Raw genomic sequence first — 20,589 nt, forward strand, 5'->3', positions numbered from 1 at the left:
CGCATCTTTGACATGAGCAATTAGGGCTATGGGTAAAGTCATTGGCATTGACCTTGGAACCACCAACAGTTGTGTGGCCGTCTTAGAAGGGGGCAATCCCGTCGTGATCCCCAGTGCTGAGGGCGGACGCACTACCCCCAGTATTGTTGCTTTTGGTAAATCGGGTGAACGGTTGGTGGGTCAGCTCGCCAAGCGGCAAGCTGTCACCAATGCCGAAAACACGGTTTTTAGTATCAAGCGGTTTATTGGCCGCCGCTGGGAGGAAACTGCTGAAGAACGTGCCCGTGTACCCTATACCTGCGTGCCGGGTCGCGATGGCATGGTCAATGTGCAAATTCGCGATCGCACCTATACCCCCCAAGAAATTTCCGCCATGATCCTGCAAAAGCTCAAACAGGATGCGGAAGCCTATTTGGGGGAACCCGTCACCCAAGCGGTGATTACGGTGCCCGCCTATTTTAGTGATGCCCAGCGCCAAGCCACCAAAGATGCGGGGGCGATCGCCGGCCTTGAGGTGCTACGCATTATCAACGAGCCAACCGCCGCCTCCCTAGCCTACGGCATTGATAAGCAGGATCAAGATCAAACCATCCTAGTGTTTGACTTGGGGGGTGGCACCTTTGATGTCTCCATTCTCCAACTGGGCGATGGGGTTTTTGAAGTGCGCTCCACCGCAGGCAATAACCACCTAGGGGGCGATAACTTTGATGAGTGTATTCTCGATTGGCTCTTGGCCTCTTTCAAGGAGCAAGAAGGAATTGATCTTTCTAAGGACAAAATGGCACTGCAACGCCTGCGTGAGGCTGCTGAAAAAGCAAAAGTGGAGTTATCGGGCACCCTGAGCACTTCGATTAACCTGCCCTTTATTACTGCCGATGCAACGGGACCCAAGCACCTTGAAATAGAACTCACCCGCCGTAAGTTTGAGGAACTTTCTGCCCATTTAGTGCAGGCTACCCTTGAACCCATGCAGCAGGCGATCGCGGATGCAGGTCTCACAGTTCAGGACATTGATCGGGTATTGCTGGTGGGTGGTTCCACCCGTATCCCCGCCATTCAAGAGTTGGTGAAGCAATTTTGTGGCAAAAATCCCGATCGTTCTGTCAATCCCGATGAAGCAGTTGCCATTGGTGCGGCAATTCAAGGCGGTATTCTCAGCAAGGAAACAACTGTTAAGGATCTGCTGCTTTTAGACGTTACGCCCCTTTCCTTGGGTATTGAAACCCTGGGGGGTGTCTTTACGAAAATTATTGAACGCAACACCACCCTCCCCACCAGCAAAACCCAGACTTTTTCCACTGCCACCGATGGTCAAACCGTGGTTGAAATTGCTGTCTATCAAGGGGAGCGTCCCATGGCCAAGGACAATCAACAACTGGCCTGCTTTGAACTCACAGGCATTGCCCCTGCCCCCCGCGGCGTACCGCAAATTGATGTTACATTTGATATTGATGCCAATGGCATTTTGAGTGTGTCTGCCGTTGATCGCGCCACCGGTCGGCAGCAAAGTGTGCGTATTACCAATCGCGGTGGCCTCAGCAGCATGGAAATTGAGCGCATGCGCCAAGAAGCCCTGATCTACGCCCAGGCAGACCAAATCAAAAGAGAAATTGCCGAACTGCGCAACCAAGCCGATGCTTTGCTATACAGTTATGAATCTACCCTTAAAAACTCCGGCATCGCATTAACCCCTGATCTGCGGGCGCGCATTGAGCCGGTGGTTCAGAGGATGCAGGCGGCGATGGTGGATGACAACATTACCCCCGAGGAAATTCGTCGGCGGATGGAAGACCTGCAGCAGGCCTTGGTGATGTTGGGGAATCTGGTTTATCAACAAACCGCGGGTGGTTCAATGATGACCTCAAGTCCAACAAGGGATGGAGGCACAATCAGTTCCCAAGCGACTCAAGTTTTAGATAGTAACGCCACAATCATCAGCGATAATGAAGAAACAGTTATTTCAGACTATGAAGCGGTTGATTAATTTAGGTAACGGTAGCTATGGCTCGTGATTTCTATGAGATCTTGGGTGTTTCCCGCTCTGCGGATGCTGAGGAATTGAAACGAGCCTATCGGCGCTTGGCTCGCAAGTATCACCCCGATGTCAACAAAGAACCGGGCGCTGAAGAAAAATTCAAGGAAATCAACCGTGCCTATGAGGTGCTCTCCGATCCCCAAGCGCGGGCTAACTACGATCGCTTTGGTGAAGCCGGGGTCAGTGGTGTCGGAGCCACTGGCTTTAGTGATTTTGGCATTGGCGATATGGGGGGCTTCGCCGATATTTTTGAAACCTTTTTTGGCGGCTTTGCCACAAGCAGCCGGCGACAGCAAGGCCCCACGCGAGGTGAAGATCTACGCTATGACCTGAAACTGGAGTTTCGCGAAGCGGTCTTCGGCGGCGAAAAGGAAATTCGCATTAACCACTTGGAAACCTGCAAGGCCTGTCAAGGCACTGGGGCGAAGCCCGGCACACGACCTGTGACCTGTCCAACCTGTGGGGGCATCGGTCAGGTGCGGCGATCGGCACGAACTCCCTTTGGAAGTTTTACACAACTCACAACCTGTCCCACCTGTGGGGGGGCTGGCGTAATCATTGAAGATCGCTGCGAAGCCTGCGGGGGGCAAGGCCATATCCAAGTCAGCAAAAAGCTAAAAATCACGATTCCTGCTGGAGTGGACAATGGCACTCGGCTACGGGTTTCGGGGGAAGGGGATGCCGGTTTGCGGGGCGGTCCTCCCGGAGATCTCTACGTCTATCTTTTTGTTGAACCCGATCCGGAGTTTCAGCGCGAAGGCAACAATATCCTATCGCGGATTAAGATTAGCTACCTGCAAGCGATTCTTGGTTGTCGAATTCCCGTGAGCACGGTGGATGGAGAGGTAGAACTCAAAATTCCCGCCGGCACCCAACCCGGTACAGTGTTAGTCCTAGAAGGGCGAGGCGTGCCCCGTGTGGGCAATCCTGTGGCGCGGGGCGATCACCTGATTACCGTTGATGTGGAAATTCCCACCCACATCACCCATGAGGAACGGGAGCTGCTGGAGAAATTGGCGAAAATTCGTGGCGAGCGCATGGGCAAGGGCGGCTTAGAAGGGTTCCTCGGCAGCTTATTTGGTGGTTAGGGGGCGTTGCCTAAAATAGAAAAAAGCATTGGGGGCGCCGGCCATGCTGACTGAGGTCTTAACAGCACTGGAGCAAGGAAATTTCCAACAGGCAGAAAAACTGCTGGCAACCTTGCCTCCCGAAGACCCGCGGGTGCTCCTGTGCCGAGGGCACCTCCATCTTAAGACAGAGCAGCTTGAGGCGGCTGAGTCAAACTTTCGCCAATTACTGCGGCTGAACTGTGGCCCCAAACTGACGCAAATGGCACGGCGCGGTCTTGAAAAAATTGAGCAACTTCGCCAACAGCAGCGACAACAGGCCATTCTAGAAACCCATACTGTGGTGGGAGTAGAGCAGCAGGGAGTTCTTGTCTTGGAGGGGGTGGTTGCTCCTGAGCAGCGGACAACCCTTGCCCGACTGTTGGCCACCATGTTCAAGATGGATCCCTACACAGCGCGATTGTTGATTCCATCGCGGGGCTGGCGTTTGATCCGCACGGGAAATTTTGCGGAACTTACTGTCTATTGCCAAGAACTGAAACAGCAGGGGTTTAGCCTCTTTTGTGTCCCCTTGGAGGTGTTGACGGCCACCCCTGTCTTACAGGTGCGTTATTTCACGGCCTTGGAACCACAGCCGCGGGTGGTGTGTAATAGTTCGTTATCACCAGAAGCTGTGGAGCTAACGTTTACTTGGTCACAGGTGAGCCAGCGAGTGGAGGGGTTGCTGCCGATTTTTGAGCAGGTGTTCGATCGCGATCGCCAAGGGCGAGTGACCCACAAAGAACAAATTCAAGATTATGCCCAGTGCTGTGATCTCCACTTACTGAGCCAAAATCAAATCCTGCGCTTTTATCGCGGCGGCTACCAGTTCCACCAGGGAATTCCCCTGAATCAAGTGGCGGAGGTAACCCAAAGCAATCTAGAGTTGGATCAAAATACCTCATGGGTGAAGTGGCGGCAGTTGTCGAGTCTCTGGCAGCGGCACTGTGGCGATCGCCCCGTATGGCAAGACTTCACCAGCTTCGCCGAAACCGCTTTGGACTTTACGGAACTCCTGAGCAAAATCCCTCCCCACATCAACCTTTTTCGCCGCGAAGACAGTCCTTGGGATGCCGCCTTCATGCTTTACAGCAGTTTAGCCTTTCATCGTGCCCGCAGTGGCAGCAACCGCTAAGCTAGAAACAGAAGTCTGCTCGTGCGAGTATCTGTGCTGCACCGCCTCCAACAAGCCATTAAGAATGATCTCATTGCCGGTCTGCTGGTGGTGATTCCCCTGGCAACGACGATTTGGCTATCGATTTCCGTCTCCAGTTGGGTGTTGGATCTCCTCACCCGTATTCCTAAGCAAGTAAACCCTTTCAAAACATGGCACCCGCTGTTGGTGGATCTCCTCAATGTGGCCGTGGGGATTATTGTGCCCCTAACGGGCATCTTGCTGATTGGCTTGATGGCGCGCAATATCTTTGGGCAATGGCTGTTGAACACAGGTGAGAGCCTTCTCAAGCGCATTCCCTTGGCAGGGAGTGTCTATAAAGTGCTGCAACAACTCCTACAGACCATTCTGCGGGACTCGCGCGATCGCTTTCGCCGTGTGGTGTTGGTGGAGTACCCGCGGCCGGGGCTATGGGCTGTGGCTTTTGTCACTGGGACAATTAACGGTTCATTGCAGACGGTGTTCTCGGAACCGATGCTGAGTCTATTTATCCCCTCCTCCCCTAACCCGACGACGGGTTGGGATGTGATTGCCAGTGAGCGGGATGTGCGAGACTTGGATATTTCGATCGAGGATGCCTTTAAGCTGATTATTTCCGGGGGAATTGTAACACCGGGATCGGTTCCCACCTCAGCCCTGCCCCCGGCTACTGCTTCGGTGCCCTAAGAACTCTTTTTTGAGGATTGACCCATGATTACTGCGCGTCGTGTTGCCCGTGAATTAGCTTTGCTCAGTGCGGCTCAGGTGTTACGCCAACCGAAACTGCTCGATGAAAGTGACTGCCGCAGCTTAATTCTGATGGCAGTACGGACACTGGCAAGTGATGTGCGCGATACCCTCGAACAGGCCGCCACCGAACTGAGTGACAGTCAGCGCCTACTTCGCCACAGTGAGTTGCAGTTGCCCCACCTTGAAAAGGCTCAAGTGGTGCTCCAAGAGGCTCTCCGGCGGGCGGAAAAGGGTTTGAATAAAATAGGCACTGCCCTTGATCTGCCGGAGATTCTGTACTTTGCTCACCAAGACGAAGTCCAAGCCTACGCGATCGCCCTCCTGCGCTGTTTGCAGCGGTATCGAGCCGAGATTGAGGATTTGGTGAACCGCTCAATGGTAGATTGGCAATTGGAGCGACTCACGCAGTTGGATCGCACGATTATTGAAATTGCCGTAGCGGAAATGCGCTATCTTGACGTAGCGAAGCAAGTGGCGATTAACGAGGCCATTGAACTGACTAAACGCTACAGCGATGAAGGCAGCCACCGCTTTGTCAATGGTGTGCTGCGGCGAGTCAGTGAAGCCCTCGACACGGCTCAGGCGGCCACGGGTAACTGAAACGACTGCCATAGCTGCTGCCGCCCCAGCTCCACATCCTCAGACCGACATTGCCAGTGAGGATGGGCACTCATCACTAAACTTTCGAGAGTTTCCCGATCAAAGAGATGCCAAACCGGGGCACCCTCAACGGGGTAGGCGATCGCCAGCAAATTTTCAGCCACACAGTGAATTTCTAAACAGGTGGCCGCCCGCTGAATTTGCAACTGCTGCCCCGGTAGGAGCGATCGCACCGCCTCCATGATCTCCCGCAGTTCGGAGATACTCTGAACACAGACTCCCGGAATAGCTACCCGCTGCCGGGGATTCCCATTAACTTGCAGCCAGTAATGACGGCTGGGATCAATCCCCAAAAGCCAAGGATCAACATCATCTAAGCGATAACGGGGAGCTAAGGACAGTCCGTGCATCATGTATCCACATTCCCAAATAACAGCATTTATATCCGGCGATCGCTAGGGATCACGCTTCCCTTATGTAGTGTGATAAGTCTCCTTTATTTGATCAATCAAACTTAATAATGCTTAATCTTTTGCTAATAGTTGTTAACAAACCCCCGTTTCCTAACCGGCAGGATCACGATTTTGTTACAGCAGCTTCAGAAACCCAGGGGAAATTAGTTAAAATGAAGTTAAGAATAGGTTAATTCCTGAGGAAAGAGGATAGGTAAGCAATGAATAAATACGAATTTTTACATCCCTACAGCCGTTACCACGGTGAGTTTACCCCCGAAAACTTTTTATTTGATGCCAACCTGCAGGAATTTGCCAGGCGGGTGAGCTACATTTCTAGCCTTGAAAACAGTGGTAAGCTCTCCCCAGAGGAAGCCTACAAGCAAATCAAAAATCTTTGGAAAGAATTAAAAACCAGCAAAAAAAGCCTCCTAGATAGCACCTCCCCTAGCTAAGCTTGCAGGCGCTGGAGTGTCTCGCGAATCAATTCTGGCGGGACGTGATCTGCGATTTCCCCCTGGCCGATAGCGGTGGGGAGAATAAAGCGTACCTTCTGGGCCTGTACCTTCTTGTCATGCTTTAGGAGTGCTAAGAGTCCCTCTATGTCAAAGTGAGGGGGGATCGTTGTTGGCAGTTTTGCTTTGAGAATCAATGCCCGTTGGGCAGCGGCCTCTTCAACTGACCAATACCCCAAGGCCACCGCCAGTTCCCCGGCAGCAATCATGCCAATAGCAACTGCCTCGCCGTGATTCAAAAGACGATAGTTACCCATCCTCTCAAGGGCATGGCCGATCGTATGCCCGTAATTCAAAATGGCACGCAGGCCAGCTTCGCGCTCATCCTTAGTCACCACATCCACCTTGGCTTGGCAAGAACGTTGCAGGATTTGGATCAACGACTCAGAAGGTAGGGCACTCATGCGATCTAGACGCGGCAATTGACCTAACAAATTAAAAAGCACTGCATCCCAAATCACACCGTACTTAATCACCTCGGCCATGCCGGCACGGAATTCCCTAGGGGGGAGCGTAGCTAAGACCTCGGGATCAATGACCACAAGACGGGGTTGATGAAAAGCCCCAATGAGATTTTTGCCTTGGGGATGGTTCACCCCTGTTTTCCCGCCAATGGCGGCATCCACCATCGCCAAGAGACTGGTGGGAATCTGCACTACAGCAATACCGCGTAGCCACGTTGCTGCTGCAAAGCCGGTCATATCCCCAATGACGCCGCCGCCAAGGGCAAAGAGGGTGGAACCCCGCTCTAACCGCTGACTCAGAGCAGCATCGTAAATCTTTTCAACACTTCTTAGGGTTTTGTAGCGTTCTCCCGCCGGTAGGATACAGGGGGTAACCTGCCAGCCGCTTTCGACAAGGGCATTCTGGACATCCGCGCCGTAGTGCCGCCAAATTTGCGGATTGGAAACGATAAGGGCGGGAGCTTTGGGGGTCAAGAGGGTATATTCGGCCAACAGGGTAGGTAACTGCTGCCGTGTCTTCGCGCCAATGGCAATGTTATAGGAGTGCTCACCCAGGGGAACAGGAATTAGGGTCGTCATAGTTGAGGTTTCTGAAAGTATTTTCTCTAGGTCTTCTTAAGTATCACTACCGGGACGAGGAAACGCTGGCTTTGCTCGCCAAGGGGCAAAAAAGGGCAGCAGGAGCAGTGCAGGTAAGGCAGCCGCGATCGTAAAGAGAAAAAAGAGCGGCCACCCCATAATCTCTACGACTTTCCCCGCAGGGGCTGCTAAGACATCCCGACTAAAGGCAAACAGACTGGAGAGGAGGGCATACTGCGTGGCACTAAATTGCGGGTTGCAAAGGCTCATTAAAAGGGCGGTCAAAGCCGCGATCGCCAGCCCCGCACAGAAATTATCAATACTAATGGCCGCCACCATCACCGTGGGATTGGCACCGGCATTGGCCAAGACAAAATAGGAGACATTGCTGGAGGCTTGTAGCCCCCCCATGATCCAGAGGGCACGGTGAATCCCGATTTGACTGATGGCCGCCCCCCCGGCAAGAGCACCAAAAATCGTGGCCATCAGCCCCACCCCCCCCTGTACTGCTCCAATTTGGGTTTGGCTAAAGCCCTGCTGCAATAGGAAGGGGGTCATCATATTACCTGTGAGGGCATCTCCTAAGCGGTAAAGACAGATAAAGAGTAAAATCACCAGTCCAGTTCCCCAACCGTAACGCCGGAAAAAATCAAGGAAGGGTTGAATGACCGCTTCAGCCAAAGAGTGGGGGACAGGGAGATGCAGGGTCGGTTCCGGCGCCCACAGCGTGGTGATAATGCCCACCAACATCAGCAATGCCATGAGGACGTAAACCACCGGCCAGGGCAGTTGATCGGCTAGGATTAGGGCTAGGGAACCCGTAACCAAGAGCGCAATGCGATAGCCAAGGACGTAAACCCCTGCACCCGCCCCCATTTCCAGGGGGTCTAGAACATCGGCACGATAGGCATCCACGGCAATATCTTGACTAGCACTCAAGAAGGCAATGGCCAAGGCATTGACCGCCAGCAGCCGCAGGCTTCTACTCGGATCCTGTACCGCCATGAGGGCGATCGCTCCCAAGAGGAGCACTTGAATCAGCAGTAACCAGCCCCGCCGCCGTCCTAAAAAGGGGATCGCATAGCGATCCAGCAACGGTGACCAGAGAAACTTCAGCGAGTAGGGCAACCCCACGAGGCTAAACAGGCCAATGGCAGTTAAGTCAATGCCCTCAACGGTCATCCAAGCCTGCAGTGTTCGACTGGTGAGAAACAGCGGCAATCCCGACGAAAAGCCCAACAAAAGCAGTGCCGCCATTTTGCGACTTTGAAAAACCCGTAGGGCTGTGCCGATTCCCGCCATTCATTCTGTTCCCCTGCTTAAGACTTGCCCTAGTGTAGAGCAAAAGGGGCAGCAACCTAAAGACTACTGGCTTGACTAATGCGACTGGGGCGAAAAGCAGGCCGACAGGCATCCAAGGAAACGGGAACGGGTTTGACGTGCCAGATGTCTTTGCAGTACTCGGCAATCGTGCGATCGCTAGAGAACTTGCCCATGCGCGCCACATTGAGGATGGACATCTGGGTCCAGCGGGTCTTGTCGCGGAAGGCTTGAGCAGCCCGCTGTTGGCACTCCACATAGGACTGATAGTCCGCCAGAAGCATGTACTGATCCTCATTGAGAAGGGAATTGACAATCGGTCCAAACAAGCCCGGCTCCCGTGGATTGAAGTAATCAGAAATGAGCGTATCAATCACTTTTTTCAGCATTGGGTTGCTGTTGTAGTACTCACGGGGATTGTAGCCCTCAGCTTTTAGGCTCATCACCTCTTGAGCTGTCAGACCAAAGAGGAAGAAGTTCTCTGCCCCCACCTCTTGGCGAATTTCCACATTCGCGCCGTCCAGTGTCCCAATGGTCAGTGCCCCGTTGAGGGCAAACTTCATATTTCCGGTGCCGGAGGCCTCTTTCCCAGCGGTGGAGATTTGCTCCGAAAGATCGGCAGCGGGATAGACCATCTCTCCAAGGGAAACAGAGTAGTTGCTCAGGAATACCACTTTGAGGCGGCCATTCACATCACTGTCGTGGTTGACCATATCGCCCACAGAATTGATCAGCTTGATGATCATCTTGGCCATGAAATAACCGGGGGCTGCCTTGCCGCCAAAAATAAACGTGCGCGGCTGAATGTCCATGCGGGGATTGGCTTTGAGTTGCTCGTAGAGCGTAATGATGTGGAGCACCGCTAAATGCTGCCGCTTATACTCGTGGATGCGCTTAATTTGAATGTCAAAGAGGGAATAGGGATCGACTTCGATTTGATTTTTGCGCCAGATATACTCCGCCAAGCGCTCTTTATTGGCTTGTTTAATTTGCTGCCACTTGGCTTGAAAGGCGGGATCGGTAGCGTAGGGTTCTAGGCCTCGTAGATCTTCTAAGTGGGTAATCCAGCGATCGCTCTTCAGCGTTTCGGTAATCAAACTGGCCAAGCGCGGATTGCTCATCAACAGCCAACGGCGGGGAGTAATGCCATTGGTCTTGTTTTGGAACTTGTTGGGGTACATCTCATAGAAGTCCCGCATCAGCTCCTGCTTGATTAGCTCCGTGTGCAGTTCTGCCACGCCATTCACCGTATGGCTGCCGACACAGGCCAAGTGCGCCATGCGCACCTGCTTGGGATGCCCTTCCTCAATCAAAGACATGCGTGCCAAGCGTGCGGTGTTACCGGGGTAGCGCAGGCGAATCTCGTTCAGGAAGCGGTAGTTAATCTCGTAAATGATTTCTAGGTGGCGCGGCAGCAGTTGAGCAAAGAGTTCCACAGACCAGCGTTCGAGGGCTTCTGGTAGGAGGGTGTGGTTGGTATAGGCAAAGGTGCGTTGAGTAATGTCCCAGGCCTTTTCCCAACCCAGTTGGTACTCATCCACCAACAGCCGCATTAGCTCAGCTACGCCAATGGCCGGATGCGTATCGTTGAGCTGAATGGCCACCTTGTCGGGGAACGCATCAAAATGGGTGTGACGGCGCAGGTAGAGACGGATAATGTCCTGCAAGGAGCAAGAGACAAAGAAATACTGTTGTCGCAGGCGCAGCTCTTTGCCTTGGGGGGTATTGTCATTGGGGTAAAGTACCTTAGAAATATTCTCGCTAAAGGTTTTTTCAGCAACGGCTTGGGTATAGTCGCCGGCGTTAAAGACCTGAAGGTTAAAGTCTTGGGCGGCGCGGGCGCTCCAGAGGCGAAGCGTGTTGACGGTGTTTTTGCCATAGCCGGGAATCGGCGTGTCGTAGGGGGTACCAAACACTGTGGTGCTAGGAACCCAGCGCACGCGGTAGTGCCCTTGGGCATCGGTGTAGGCTTCGGTGTGGCCGCCAAACTTCACCTCGACGTTGTAATCAGGGCGGGCAATCTCCCAGGGGTTACCAAAGCGCAGCCAGTTGTCGGGCACTTCGTGCTGCCAGCCATTGGTGATAATTTGCTCAAAAATCCCAAACTCGTAGCGAATGCCGTAGCCGACAGCGGGAATTTCCAGAGTTGCTAAAGAGTCGAGGAAACAGGCGGCCAAGCGCCCTAAACCACCATTGCCCAACCCCGGCTCCGGTTCGCGCTCCATCAGTTCGTTAAGGTCAAGGCCAAAGTCGGCCATCGCCTGTTTGGCTTGTTCGTAGAGGCCGACGTTAATCAGGTTATTTAAGAGCAAGCGACCAATGAGAAACTCCGCCGATAGGTAATAGACCACCTTGGCATCCTGCTCAAAATAGGTTTGGGCGGTTTTAATCCGCCGATGTAGCAGGCGATCGCGCACGGTGTAGGCAAGGGCCATGAAGTAATCGTAGGGCGTAGCAAACATGGCATCCTTGCCCTGGATGTAGTGGAGATTATCAACAAAAGCGCGCTTCAGGGTTTGGACGGTCATCCCTGTGCGATCGCTCTCGATATACAGATCGCAGTGGTCGTCGTTGGCAGCAGGGTTAGGGTGGGAAACTGAATTAACAGGATGACTGTTCGGAGGGGCGGAATTATTCATGCAACCTGTGACTCTGAAGGAATCGGAAATAATTTAACTTAAGGCTAATACAGATTTGTGAAATGTACATTAGACTACTGCTGCGGGAATTTTAATAATTGATTTATCTGCCTTTACATTTTTTTAATCTTCTCAAAGTATGCCCTTAGCTTTTGGACAATCCCTAATCAAACCAACCAATTTCCGCATCCCCAAGGTGAGAAGCGTTGGGATTGGGGGTAGGAATTTCATTGACAAGGGGCTTAAATCCCACATCCTCAAAACGGTAGGGCTGAGGTGCACTCAGTTGACGAATGACTTGTTTGGCCTCTTCAAATTCGGCTTCTAGCGCCCGATGGCGAGCGCGGAGTTCCTGAAGCGCTGTGTCGAGAGCTTGGGCGCGATCGCGCCACGTTTGCACTTCCTGTTGCAATTGCTCTATCTGGATGTTCTGAGCAGTTTTCTCAGCTTCTGCGGCTGCCAACGCTGCCTTGAGGGTCGCCACTTCTTGCGCAAGTTCCGCTTTAGTGGGCTGCTGACGACTCCGCTTGCCAGCGGTTTGACTCTGCTTGGCAACCTCTTGCCGCAGTAAGTCGCTGAGATTTTGGTGTTCCATCAAATAACTAAGTCATTCACAGGATTCATCTTTGCATAAAATTCGCACTGATCGGCTATAATCGCTTGGAATTCTTTTGGCTGTGAGAGTGAAAAATGCTAACCTCGACCGCAATACCGCTGACCACAGAACAGGCACACCTCAAGATTCAGGGGGGCTATCGGTTATCGGGCGAGGTGAGGATTAGTGGAGCCAAGAATTCAGCCCTGGTGTTAATGGCAGGGGCACTCTTAGCGGCCGACACAACTATTCTTCGAGCAGTACCTGACTTAGCTGATATTCGCCGCCTAGCGGAAATTTTACAAGCACTGGGGGTGAAGGTACAACGCCTCGGTAGTGAGGCGATCGCCATAGATGCCACGGACTTAAATGCCAATGATCCCCCCTACAGCTTGGTCAGCCAATTGCGGGCGAGTTTCTTTACCATCGGCCCTCTGGTGGCACGGTTGGGTGTTGCCCGCGTCCCCTTGCCGGGAGGGTGCGCCATTGGTGCCCGTCCGGTGGAACTGCATGTGCGTGGTCTGCAGGCAATGGGTGCCGAAGTGACGATCGATCACGGTGTTGTCACCGCCAGTGCCGCCAAACTCAAGGGAACACGAATTTATTTGGACTATCCGAGTGTCGGCGCAACGGAAACCCTGATGATGGCCGCCACCCTTGCCGAGGGGGAAACCACGATTGAAAATGCCGCCCAAGAACCGGAAGTGGTGGATTTGGCGAACTTTTGTATCGCCATGGGGGCAAAAATCTACGGCGCAGGCACCAATTCAATCACGATTGTGGGGGTTGATCGCCTCCACGGCACCGAATATGAAATTATTCCCGATCGCATCGAGGCCGGTACCTTTCTTCTGGCGGCTGCGGTGACTCGCTCGGCCATTACCCTTGCACCCGTGATTCCCGGTCACCTAACTCCCGTCATTGCCAAACTCGCAGAAATAGGAGCGACGGTTGAATTTCCCGATCCCACCCGTGTGCGCTTTACTCCTGCCCAGCGCTACCGCGCCACCGACATTGAAACGCTCCCCTACCCCGGCTTTCCCACGGATATGCAAGCTCTAATGATGACGTTGCTGGCCATCAGTGAAGGGAATAGTTTAGTCAGCGAAACGGTGTTTGAAAATCGCTTTGGCCATGTGGCTGAGCTGAATCGCATGGGTGCTGATATCCGCGTCAAGGGCAATCACGCCGTGATTCGGGGAGTCCCCCATCTTTCCGGTGCACCCGTGACGGGTACCGATTTACGCGCCACAGCGGCTTTGGTGGTTGCCGGACTGGCGGCTCACGGAGAAACCCATGTCTATGGCTTACAGCATTTGGATCGCGGCTACTGGCAAATCGAAGCGAAGTTGCGGGGGTTGGGCGCACGGTTAGAACGCTGTGTACCAAGTGCAGCCACTTCTCTGGTTTTTTAGTCTTTTTTTTAGCCCAGCCTTGGGAGCAAGCGGGAGTTCGTTGCCGATGCCCCCCGTCCATTGGGCCATCACATTTCCCAGAACTTCGGCCACGGTGGGGGTCCAATGCTGCCAAGCGCTAAGGGGTAAGGCCAATGCCCCCCAATAGGCCCCAAAAAGACAGCTTAAAAGAAGACCGGCGCTCGGTTGCTGTCGGCTGACAATTTGATGAGCTAATTCTAAATCCCAAGGGGCGATCGCCAAGGCGTAGCGGAGAATCTCCCCTCTTTCGGCGGGAACAGATAAAGGTTCAGCTGCCCAGGCGGCGTCTAGGTATTCATGGAGCAGGGTTTGGATGTCCTGCAACTCCTTTGCCACCGACACCAGGGGTTGATCCCAGGAGGCTAGCAGTTGGGGAAGCTGTAGGCACCAATTCCCTTGGTTGCGGAGCAGCCATTGCTGCGGCAGGGTTTGTGCTAGATTAGCCTCCTCCTGAGCCACGCCCCATAGGAGTCCTAGCAGAGCACCGCGAAACTGCTCATAGACTCCACCTCTGACCATCAGACTGATTGCTTTTGACCAACGACGGCGTAAAAGGGATCGCCGAAGCCGAACCAAGACCAAGGGGAGGGTAGATGGGTGTCAATCACCTTCAGGGCGGGAATGCTGTTAATGTAGGCTTGCACTAGCTGTACGCGATCGCCCTCGGTTGCGTCTCGCCAAGCCTGAATTGCCTTTTCAAAAAACATCCGATTCGAGAAGCTGACAATAACGATGCCTTGGGGCTGAAGGATACGGGCAATTTCTGTGAAGATGGCCTCTGGGTATTGCAGATACTGTACAGACACTGCGATTAGTACGGCATCAAAGCTGGCATCCTCTAGGGGCAAAGCCAGTTCTTTATTTAAGTCTTGCACAAAGTAACGATCCAGTCGCGGGTTACGGGCTAACTCCGCTGCATTCATCCCATGACCCACCACTTCCTTAAAAGAAACCTCTGGCGGCAGATGGGAGACCCAGCTACTCATGAGATCCAAGACCCGCATCTGCGGCTGCAGGTACTGGCGGTAGAGATCCGTCAGGCGCGCCAGAAAGAAATCATCCACATGGGTTACAAAGCGGGGCAGCGCATAGAAGAGATCATCGCTACGACTATCTAATTTTGTGCGCTGTTGGGGATTGAGAATCATTGGGCCAACTGCTGAGTGATCTCCTTCTTAAGATAACGAACCACCTCGGTTAAGGGGAGGTTGATTTTCTCCCCTGTTGCGCGAATCACCAGTTCCACTTCCCCATTGGCGATCGCCCGCCCCGTTACCAGTCGGTAGGGAATGCCAATCAAATCCGCATCTTTGAATTTCACCCCTGCCCGTTCATCGCGATCGTCGAGGAGCACCTCAATGCCTGCTGCTTGAAGCCGTTCGTAGAGGTCAGTGGCCACCTGCAGTTGCTGGCTGTCCTCAATGTTGGGCACGACAATGATCACTTGATAGGGGGCGATCGCCAACGGCCAAATAATCCCTTGGGCGTCGTGGTGCTGCTCCACCGCCGCCTGTGCCAAGCGGGAAACCCCAATACCATAGCAACCCATGACCAGCGGCACATTTTCCCCCTGTTCATTGGTGTAGGTGGCCTGCATTGCCTGAGAATACTTGGTGCCCAATTGAAAAATATGACCAATTTCAATCCCCCGCGCACTTTCTAGGTACTGGTTGGGATCGTGACAGGCGCGATCGCCCGCTTGGGCTTTGCGCACATCCGCCACAATTGCCGGCAGGGGACAGGCTTTGCCCCAGTTCACCCCCACCCGATGCTGCTGATCGCGATTGGCTCCCGTAATAAATCGCTGCAACTCCGTTACACTGTGATCGGCAATGCGAATCCACCGCGGAATAATTTGGGGATCGGCTTTAATAACGGCATCCTCTAGATCGGGGCCAATGTAACCAAAGGGAATGGGAGTTGCTGCCCACTCTTGGGCCGTATCGGCCTCCGCCAGCCGCAGATCCAGCAATTTTGTTGCGCCGTAATTGGGGGCAAGGGAAGTGAGAGTGTTGTGCAACTTGACGCTGTTCACCTCTTGATCGCCGCGAATACTCACCAACACCAGACCAACCCGGCCGTTATCAAAAACCGCTCGATAGAGGACATTTTTCACAATTTGGCTGGGATGGCACTGCAACTGTTCAACGAGGGCATCAATGGTTGCCGCATTGGGAGTCTCCAGCGTTGTCACCTTTTTGTAAGTTGTAGGCAGCGGATCTGGAGGCAGGGACACCGCCTTTTCCACATTGGCAGCGTATTGACCGTCAGCTGTATAGAGCACCTCATCCTCGCCGCTAGCGGCCAGTACCATAAACTCATGGGAGGCTGAACCGCCAATCGCACCCGAATCTGCCTCTACGACGCGAAAGGTCAGGCCACAGCGGTGGAGAATCCGGCTGTAGGTGTCGTACATTACCTGATAGGTCTCCTTGAGGCTGGCCACATCAGCATGGAAGGAGTAGCCATCCTTCATAATGAATTCGCGTCCCCGCATTAGCCCAAATCGCGGTCGAATCTCATCGCGGAATTTTGTTTGGATCTGGTATAGGTGAACGGGCAACTGCCGATAGGAGCGGATTAAGTCCTTGGCAAGGGTGGTGATGACCTCTTCATGGGTAGGGCCCAGTCCTAGCTGTCGCTGGCTACGATCCGTCAAGGAAAACATAATCCCCTCAGCCTTGGTATAGGTATCCCAGCGCCCAGACTCTTGCCACAGCTCAGCAGGTTGCAACTGCGGCAGCAAACATTCCAAGGCACCCGTGCGGTTCATTTCCTCACGGACAATGGCGCTGACTTTTTGCAGCACTCGCCACATCAAGGGCAGGTAGCTATAGATGCCACTGGCAATCCGTCGAATGTATCCTGCCCGCAGCAATAGTTTGTGGCTGGGAATTTCTGCTTCCGCCGGATCATCGCGGAGCGTAACAAAAAGCATTTGCGAGAGGCGCATAGCTGGGCTACCGATACTGCACAGAGCCTCTATTTTACGATTTACGATGACCAGCGATCGCTAAGGGGTAGCCGTTGGTGCAGGTTCCGCTAGAGGGGGTTGAACAGGTATCGGCATAGGGACAGCAGTGGCTTCGGGGGTTGGTGAAGGACTGGCGGGAGCAATCGTGGTCTCAGGGGTTGGCGTAGAGGTGGAAGAGGCTGCCGGTGTGGGTGCAGGGGTGGTGACCTCTGGCGTCGGTGTTGCCGGGGAAATTGATTCTGGCTCGGCGGCGCGTTCAAAGGGACGTTTGGGGGCAGGGGGGGCGCTTTCCCACCAGGGGGTTGGGGGGGGCACTTGCTGCCGTTGACGCAGGCTCAGTTCGTAATCCCATTGCCAAATTTTATTCAAGGCTTCACGGTAGAGGGCGCGATCGCGACCAATTTGCTCAGCGGTTTGGATGGCTTCCTCAAGTTTGCCTTGCTGTGCCAAACGAATGGCTCGATCCAAAATGGGACGATCCTCGATTTCTTCTAGTTTGGCTTGCCAATCGTCACGGTAGTTAGCAACAACTCTGGCTAACACGGCATTAGGCGGGAAGTGGTTCAAAACTGTCAAGGCGGCTCGATACTCCTTCTGCTGGGCAAGGGCAATGGCTCCATGGAGCAGGGGTTGTTCATCAATTGTGCGCAGATCCCGCTGCCAAAGAGCAATTAAACCCTGGGCTTGACCCCGTTCTGGCTGACCAAGGGGCACCTGTCGAGCTTGAGCAATAGCCAATGCATACCCCCAGCGTAGGCGGGAACTAGCAAGCCACGACGCCCACTGAAGATGCTGCTGGTTACGTAACTGTTGCTGCCATGTCTTGAGGTAAGTTTGAGCTGCTCCATAGAATGGATCGGTGCTGGGAATTTGCTGCCCACGGGCGATCGCCTCCCAGTAGCCCAAAACTGTGCCCTTGGCTGCAAGCGCTTTGGCCTGACCCAAGATCACAATCGGGCGATTGTGGTAGGAAACATCGAGAGCTGGGGCAATTTTCTCGATAAGGGCTAAGGCGCCCTCGCGATCGCCTGCCGCCAAGCGTTCCTCTGCATAGGTAAACACTTCGGGAATCCAACGGCGAATATCCGCCTGGGCTTGGGAATAGACAACCGCCTGGGGGGGAATTTTTAGGGCCAGCATCACCGCCTCTGCTAGTTCATTGGCCGTTAACCAAGCCGCCAAATCCCGTGCCTGCACCAGTTGTACCCACGCATCCTGTTCTTGGGAGATGCGCACTAAGAGCTTTTGTGCCTGTTCGCGCCAATAATCGGTGCCCAGTTGGTTCATCAACTTCACCTGCAGTAATGCCAATCCCCAATCCTGCTGGCGCAGCGCCGCCTCGGCCGTGGCCAATAAGTTCCCCCCTTCTCCCGCGTTGGTTGCGGTCAGTAGCTCTTGGGCTTGGGAGTAGCCCGCTGCCATGGTGGGGATCTTTTTCAAAAGCAGGGTGGCTAGGTCAATATTGCCTTGGCTCAACTGTTGACGGGCAATCACCAATAGGGCAGCTGACCACTCGTCCACACGCCGCTTAGCTTGGGGAAAGAGGGGGTGATCTTCCGGCCATTGACTGACGGTTTCAATTGCGTGAGCAAGAGAGGGTAAGTTGCCGTGGAGGGCGGCTTGATCGGCACAGTAGAGGCGATCGCCATCGCTCATGATCAGGCCGGGGTGACGACAATCGGGCAAGGGGGGTAAAACCAATAGCCAAGCAGTGGCAGTCATCAGGGTTGCCCCGGAGATTAAAAAGGGGATGAGCCAAGGCCACCCCTCATATGCCATAAGTCGTTGGCAGTAAGTTTGCCAACGGGCGGGCAGGGATTCAGGGGCCGTTGTCCCCCTAGGGGCGATCGCCAGCTCCCCTGACTTAGGAAACCGCCGGCACCACCGTTGCCAAACCTCTAGTACTTTCATTTCCTGCTGCGGCTCCTCACCCACTGCCTGGAGTTCCCTTAGGAGGCTAGGGAAGTCGTTAGAACTTGTTATAGCAAATCAACTTGGCAATTCCCTCCTCAAGTTGCCGTTTTCCACGGCAGGATTATAATTTAAGGATACGAATCGCAATAATCCTTAACATTTCTCCTGATTTTGCAGCGCCTGTGACCGCACTCTGGCAACGTTTGATTTTAATCTCTCCCTTTTTCTTTTGGGGCACTGCCATGGTGGCGATGAAAGAGGTGATGCCCCACACCTCGCCGCTGTGGGTTGCCGGTGTGCGCCTTGTGCCCGCAGGTCTTCTGGTTTTAGCAGTGGCGATCGCCCTTGGTAAACCCCAACCCAATCGTTTGCGGGCCTGGGGATGGATTAGTCTATTTGCCCTTGTGGATGGTTTTTTATTTCAGGGGTTTCTGGCCACAGGCTTATCCAAAACGGGGGCAGGCTTGGGGTCTGTCATGATTGACTCCCAACCCTTGGCGGTGGCGTTGCTGTCTCGCTGGCTGTATCAAGAGCGAGTGGGTGGTTGGGGTTGGCTGGGGCTACTTCTTGGCTTACTGGGCATTAGTGGCATTGGTCTAGGCGATGATCTATTGACTTTGCTCCATGAACCGAGCGCATGGCAAGGGATTCCCTGGGGACAGTGGGGGCAGCGGGGTGAACTGTGGATGCTATTGGCTGCCCTCTCGATGGCGGTGGGGACAATTCTCATGCGTCCCTTGGCACGCTATGCGGATCCCGTGGTGGCTACAGGCTGGCACATGGTCTTGGGGGGGCTACCCCTATTGCTCTGGCCGAGTCTCAATACTCCCGCCCCTTGGACAACCCTACACTGGGTCGATGTACTCAATCTTGGCTATGCGACCCTCTTTGGCAGTGCGCTGTCCTACGGTGTCTTTTTCTATTTCGCTGCCAAGGGGAACCTCACCAGTCTCAGTGCCCTGACGTTTCTCACACCAGTCTTTGCCCTCACCTTTGGCCATTGGATTTTGGGCGAAACCCTGAGTCCAATTCAGTTGGTGGGAGTGGGGTTGACCCTCATGAGCATTTACATGATCAATCAGCGCCAAGCTCTTGGGCGGTGGTGGCAAAAACTCCCCTTACCCACTCGCTTGCGTGAATCGGCAACGGCTGTCAGCGTTAAGGTGGTTGATAAATGAAATAGCTTGAGTATCCGAGCCGCAGCGTTACCAGCCCCCAGCAAGTTTATGAATCAACCCATTCACCTGATCCAGCTATCAGATTTACATTTATTTGCCACAGAGGAAGGCAGACTCCTTGGTCTGCCCACAGCTCAGTCCCTAGCTGCTGTTTTAGACGCAATTCGCCCTCATTTTCCCAATGCCCTTCTGCTGACGGGAGACTTGGCCCAGGAACCCGTTGCCACCACCTACGGCCGTTTGGCCACTGCCTTTGGGGACTTCACCTGTCCTGTATATTGGATTCCCGGCAATCATGATGAACCAAGGGCAATGCTGCCAGCCCTTGAACGTCCGCCGCTGAGGGGCGATCGCCAGGTTACCCTTGGCACTTGGCAAGGCCTGCTCCTCAGCTCCCAAGCAGATGGTAAAGTTCATGGTGAATTGAGTCCTGAGATTCTAAATTGGCTAGAGGAGACCTTGAGTCGCACCGGCGATCGCCCCACATTCATTGCTCTGCACCATCCCCCCTTTAAGACCGGTGCCCCTTGGCTCGACAGTAGCCGCCTACAGAACCCTGAGCATCTGTTTGCCGTTCTCGATCGCCATCCGCAGGTAAAACTTGTTCTCTTTGGTCACATCCATCAGGAATTTGCCATAGAGCGGCAAGGGGTAACGTATCTGGGTTGTCCTTCCACCTGTATCCAGTTTTTGCCTCGCGCCCCTGAATTTTCCCTTGAACCCATTGGTCCGGGTTTTCGTCATTTGTGGTTATACGCCGATGGCACATTTCGCACCCACATTGAGCGGGTAGAGATTCCCCTCACATTGGACTTTAGCGCCAAAGGATATTAGTACCGATTCAATTTAAGTGGCGCTAATAAAGGCTGTGTCATGAAC

At 53.8% G+C, this 20,589-nt stretch carries 18 protein-coding genes; 9 read left to right on the forward strand and 9 right to left on the reverse strand.

All coding sequences use genetic code 11. From position 1 onward, the window contains the following. Window positions 1–28: 28 nt before the first annotated feature. Genes dnaK through nusB form a run of 5 tightly spaced genes read left to right on the forward strand, consistent with a single transcriptional unit; the run spans window position 29 to window position 5,644 of the window. Complete coding sequence (dnaK, locus tag Q0711_RS04635; RefSeq protein WP_298617864.1) at window positions 29–1,984, forward strand: molecular chaperone DnaK; 1,956 nt, start codon at window positions 29–31, stop codon at window positions 1,982–1,984. Window positions 1,985–2,001: 17 nt separating this feature from the next. Continuing rightward, complete coding sequence (gene dnaJ / locus Q0711_RS04640) at window positions 2,002–3,123, forward strand: molecular chaperone DnaJ (RefSeq protein ID WP_298617862.1); 1,122 nt, start codon at window positions 2,002–2,004, stop codon at window positions 3,121–3,123. 43 nt (window positions 3,124–3,166) lie between these two features. After that, window positions 3,167–4,276, forward strand: coding sequence for a hypothetical protein (locus Q0711_RS04645; protein ID WP_298617860.1), 1,110 nt, complete (start codon window positions 3,167–3,169; stop codon window positions 4,274–4,276). A gap of 33 nt (window positions 4,277–4,309) precedes the next feature. Next, window positions 4,310–4,981, forward strand: coding sequence for a DUF502 domain-containing protein (locus Q0711_RS04650; protein WP_298612745.1), 672 nt, complete (start codon window positions 4,310–4,312; stop codon window positions 4,979–4,981). A 24-nt stretch (window positions 4,982–5,005) separates the two neighbouring features. After that, on the forward strand, window positions 5,006–5,644 hold the full coding sequence (gene nusB, locus Q0711_RS04655; protein WP_298612748.1) for a transcription antitermination factor NusB: 639 nt from the start codon (window positions 5,006–5,008) through the stop codon (window positions 5,642–5,644). Here the strand turns inward: nusB and Q0711_RS04660 are convergent. Further along, window positions 5,623–6,057: a hypothetical protein gene (locus Q0711_RS04660; protein ID WP_298612750.1), complete on the reverse strand. Its 435-nt coding sequence runs from the start codon at window positions 6,055–6,057 to the stop codon at window positions 5,623–5,625. The two genes, nusB and Q0711_RS04660, sit on opposite strands and share 22 nt — an antisense overlap. A 260-nt stretch (window positions 6,058–6,317) precedes the next feature. On the opposite strand from Q0711_RS04660, the gene Q0711_RS04665 reads away from it, so the two are divergent. Continuing rightward, window positions 6,318–6,551 carry a hypothetical protein gene (locus tag Q0711_RS04665; protein ID WP_298612752.1) on the forward strand — a complete coding sequence of 78 codons (234 nt, stop codon included), beginning with the start codon at window positions 6,318–6,320 and terminating at the stop codon, window positions 6,549–6,551. Here Q0711_RS04665 and aroB read toward each other — a convergent pair. From aroB to Q0711_RS04685, 4 genes are all read right to left on the reverse strand, one after another. Continuing rightward, on the reverse strand, window positions 6,548–7,654 hold the full coding sequence (aroB, locus tag Q0711_RS04670) for a 3-dehydroquinate synthase (protein WP_298612755.1): 1,107 nt from the start codon (window positions 7,652–7,654) through the stop codon (window positions 6,548–6,550). The genes Q0711_RS04665 and aroB overlap by 4 nt on opposite strands. Window positions 7,655–7,690: 36 nt before the next feature. Then, window positions 7,691–8,956: an AmpG family muropeptide MFS transporter gene (locus tag Q0711_RS04675; RefSeq protein ID WP_298612758.1), complete on the reverse strand. Its 1,266-nt coding sequence runs from the start codon at window positions 8,954–8,956 to the stop codon at window positions 7,691–7,693. A gap of 56 nt (window positions 8,957–9,012) precedes the next feature. Continuing rightward, entirely contained in the window at window positions 9,013–11,613 is a 2,601-nt protein-coding gene (locus Q0711_RS04680) for a glycogen/starch/alpha-glucan phosphorylase (RefSeq protein WP_298612761.1), read from the reverse strand. Between the two features lie 163 nt (window positions 11,614–11,776). Continuing rightward, window positions 11,777–12,208, reverse strand: coding sequence for a hypothetical protein (locus Q0711_RS04685; protein WP_298612764.1), 432 nt, complete (start codon window positions 12,206–12,208; stop codon window positions 11,777–11,779). A gap of 95 nt (window positions 12,209–12,303) precedes the next feature. On the opposite strand from Q0711_RS04685, the gene murA reads away from it, so the two are divergent. After that, window positions 12,304–13,623, forward strand: a complete 1,320-nt coding sequence (murA, locus tag Q0711_RS04690) for a UDP-N-acetylglucosamine 1-carboxyvinyltransferase (protein WP_298612767.1) — start codon at window positions 12,304–12,306, stop codon at window positions 13,621–13,623. Here murA and Q0711_RS04695 read toward each other — a convergent pair. From Q0711_RS04695 to Q0711_RS04710, 4 genes are read right to left on the reverse strand one after another with little or no spacing between them, the layout of a single operon-like run. Continuing rightward, entirely contained in the window at window positions 13,579–14,163 is a 585-nt protein-coding gene (locus tag Q0711_RS04695) for a hypothetical protein (protein ID WP_298612770.1), read from the reverse strand. The two genes, murA and Q0711_RS04695, sit on opposite strands and share 45 nt — an antisense overlap. Beyond that, window positions 14,163–14,792, reverse strand: coding sequence for a methyltransferase domain-containing protein (locus Q0711_RS04700; RefSeq protein ID WP_298612773.1), 630 nt, complete (start codon window positions 14,790–14,792; stop codon window positions 14,163–14,165). The genes Q0711_RS04695 and Q0711_RS04700 overlap by 1 nt, the downstream gene beginning before the upstream one ends. Beyond that, window positions 14,789–16,597: a proline--tRNA ligase gene (locus Q0711_RS04705; RefSeq protein WP_298612776.1), complete on the reverse strand. Its 1,809-nt coding sequence runs from the start codon at window positions 16,595–16,597 to the stop codon at window positions 14,789–14,791. Before Q0711_RS04705 ends, Q0711_RS04700 begins: the two co-directional genes overlap by 4 nt. A 60-nt stretch (window positions 16,598–16,657) precedes the next feature. Further along, window positions 16,658–18,529 (reverse strand): hypothetical protein, encoded by a 1,872-nt coding sequence (locus Q0711_RS04710; RefSeq protein WP_299041785.1) that lies wholly within the window; start codon window positions 18,527–18,529, stop codon window positions 16,658–16,660. A gap of 185 nt (window positions 18,530–18,714) precedes the next feature. Between Q0711_RS04710 and Q0711_RS04715 the strand changes: the two genes are divergently transcribed. Then, the gene (locus tag Q0711_RS04715) at window positions 18,715–19,710 is read left to right on the forward strand and encodes a DMT family transporter (RefSeq protein ID WP_298612783.1); all 996 of its coding nucleotides are present in this window, start codon (window positions 18,715–18,717) and stop codon (window positions 19,708–19,710) included. Between the two features lie 48 nt (window positions 19,711–19,758). After that, window positions 19,759–20,544 carry a 3',5'-cyclic-AMP phosphodiesterase gene (gene cpdA / locus Q0711_RS04720; protein WP_298612785.1) on the forward strand — a complete coding sequence of 262 codons (786 nt, stop codon included), beginning with the start codon at window positions 19,759–19,761 and terminating at the stop codon, window positions 20,542–20,544. Window positions 20,545–20,589: the final 45 nt, after the last annotated feature.

The organism is uncultured Thermosynechococcus sp., assembly GCF_937958135.1.
Lineage (GTDB): Bacteria > Cyanobacteriota > Cyanobacteriia > Thermosynechococcales > Thermosynechococcaceae > Thermosynechococcus.

Bases quoted from the DNA above. Each gene is read 5' to 3' on its own strand.
- Q0711_RS04695 (WP_298612770.1), bottom strand. From the start codon at position 14,163: ATGGTCAGAGGTGGAGTCTATGAGCAGTTTCGCGGTGCTCTGCTAGGA.
- dnaK (WP_298617864.1), top strand. From the start codon at position 29: ATGGGTAAAGTCATTGGCATTGACCTTGGAACCACCAACAGTTGTGTG.
- Q0711_RS04645 (WP_298617860.1), top strand. From the start codon at position 3,167: ATGCTGACTGAGGTCTTAACAGCACTGGAGCAAGGAAATTTCCAACAG.
- dnaJ (WP_298617862.1), top strand. From the start codon at position 2,002: ATGGCTCGTGATTTCTATGAGATCTTGGGTGTTTCCCGCTCTGCGGAT.
- Q0711_RS04710 (WP_299041785.1), bottom strand. From the start codon at position 18,529: ATGAAAGTACTAGAGGTTTGGCAACGGTGGTGCCGGCGGTTTCCTAAG.
- murA (WP_298612767.1), top strand. From the start codon at position 12,304: ATGCTAACCTCGACCGCAATACCGCTGACCACAGAACAGGCACACCTC.
- Q0711_RS04660 (WP_298612750.1), bottom strand. From the start codon at position 6,057: ATGATGCACGGACTGTCCTTAGCTCCCCGTTATCGCTTAGATGATGTT.
- Q0711_RS04685 (WP_298612764.1), bottom strand. From the start codon at position 12,208: ATGGAACACCAAAATCTCAGCGACTTACTGCGGCAAGAGGTTGCCAAG.
- Q0711_RS04680 (WP_298612761.1), bottom strand. From the start codon at position 11,613: ATGAATAATTCCGCCCCTCCGAACAGTCATCCTGTTAATTCAGTTTCC.
- cpdA (WP_298612785.1), top strand. From the start codon at position 19,759: ATGAATCAACCCATTCACCTGATCCAGCTATCAGATTTACATTTATTT.
- Q0711_RS04675 (WP_298612758.1), bottom strand. From the start codon at position 8,956: ATGGCGGGAATCGGCACAGCCCTACGGGTTTTTCAAAGTCGCAAAATG.
- nusB (WP_298612748.1), top strand. From the start codon at position 5,006: ATGATTACTGCGCGTCGTGTTGCCCGTGAATTAGCTTTGCTCAGTGCG.
- Q0711_RS04700 (WP_298612773.1), bottom strand. From the start codon at position 14,792: ATGATTCTCAATCCCCAACAGCGCACAAAATTAGATAGTCGTAGCGAT.
- Q0711_RS04705 (WP_298612776.1), bottom strand. From the start codon at position 16,597: ATGCGCCTCTCGCAAATGCTTTTTGTTACGCTCCGCGATGATCCGGCG.
- Q0711_RS04665 (WP_298612752.1), top strand. From the start codon at position 6,318: ATGAATAAATACGAATTTTTACATCCCTACAGCCGTTACCACGGTGAG.
- aroB (WP_298612755.1), bottom strand. From the start codon at position 7,654: ATGACGACCCTAATTCCTGTTCCCCTGGGTGAGCACTCCTATAACATT.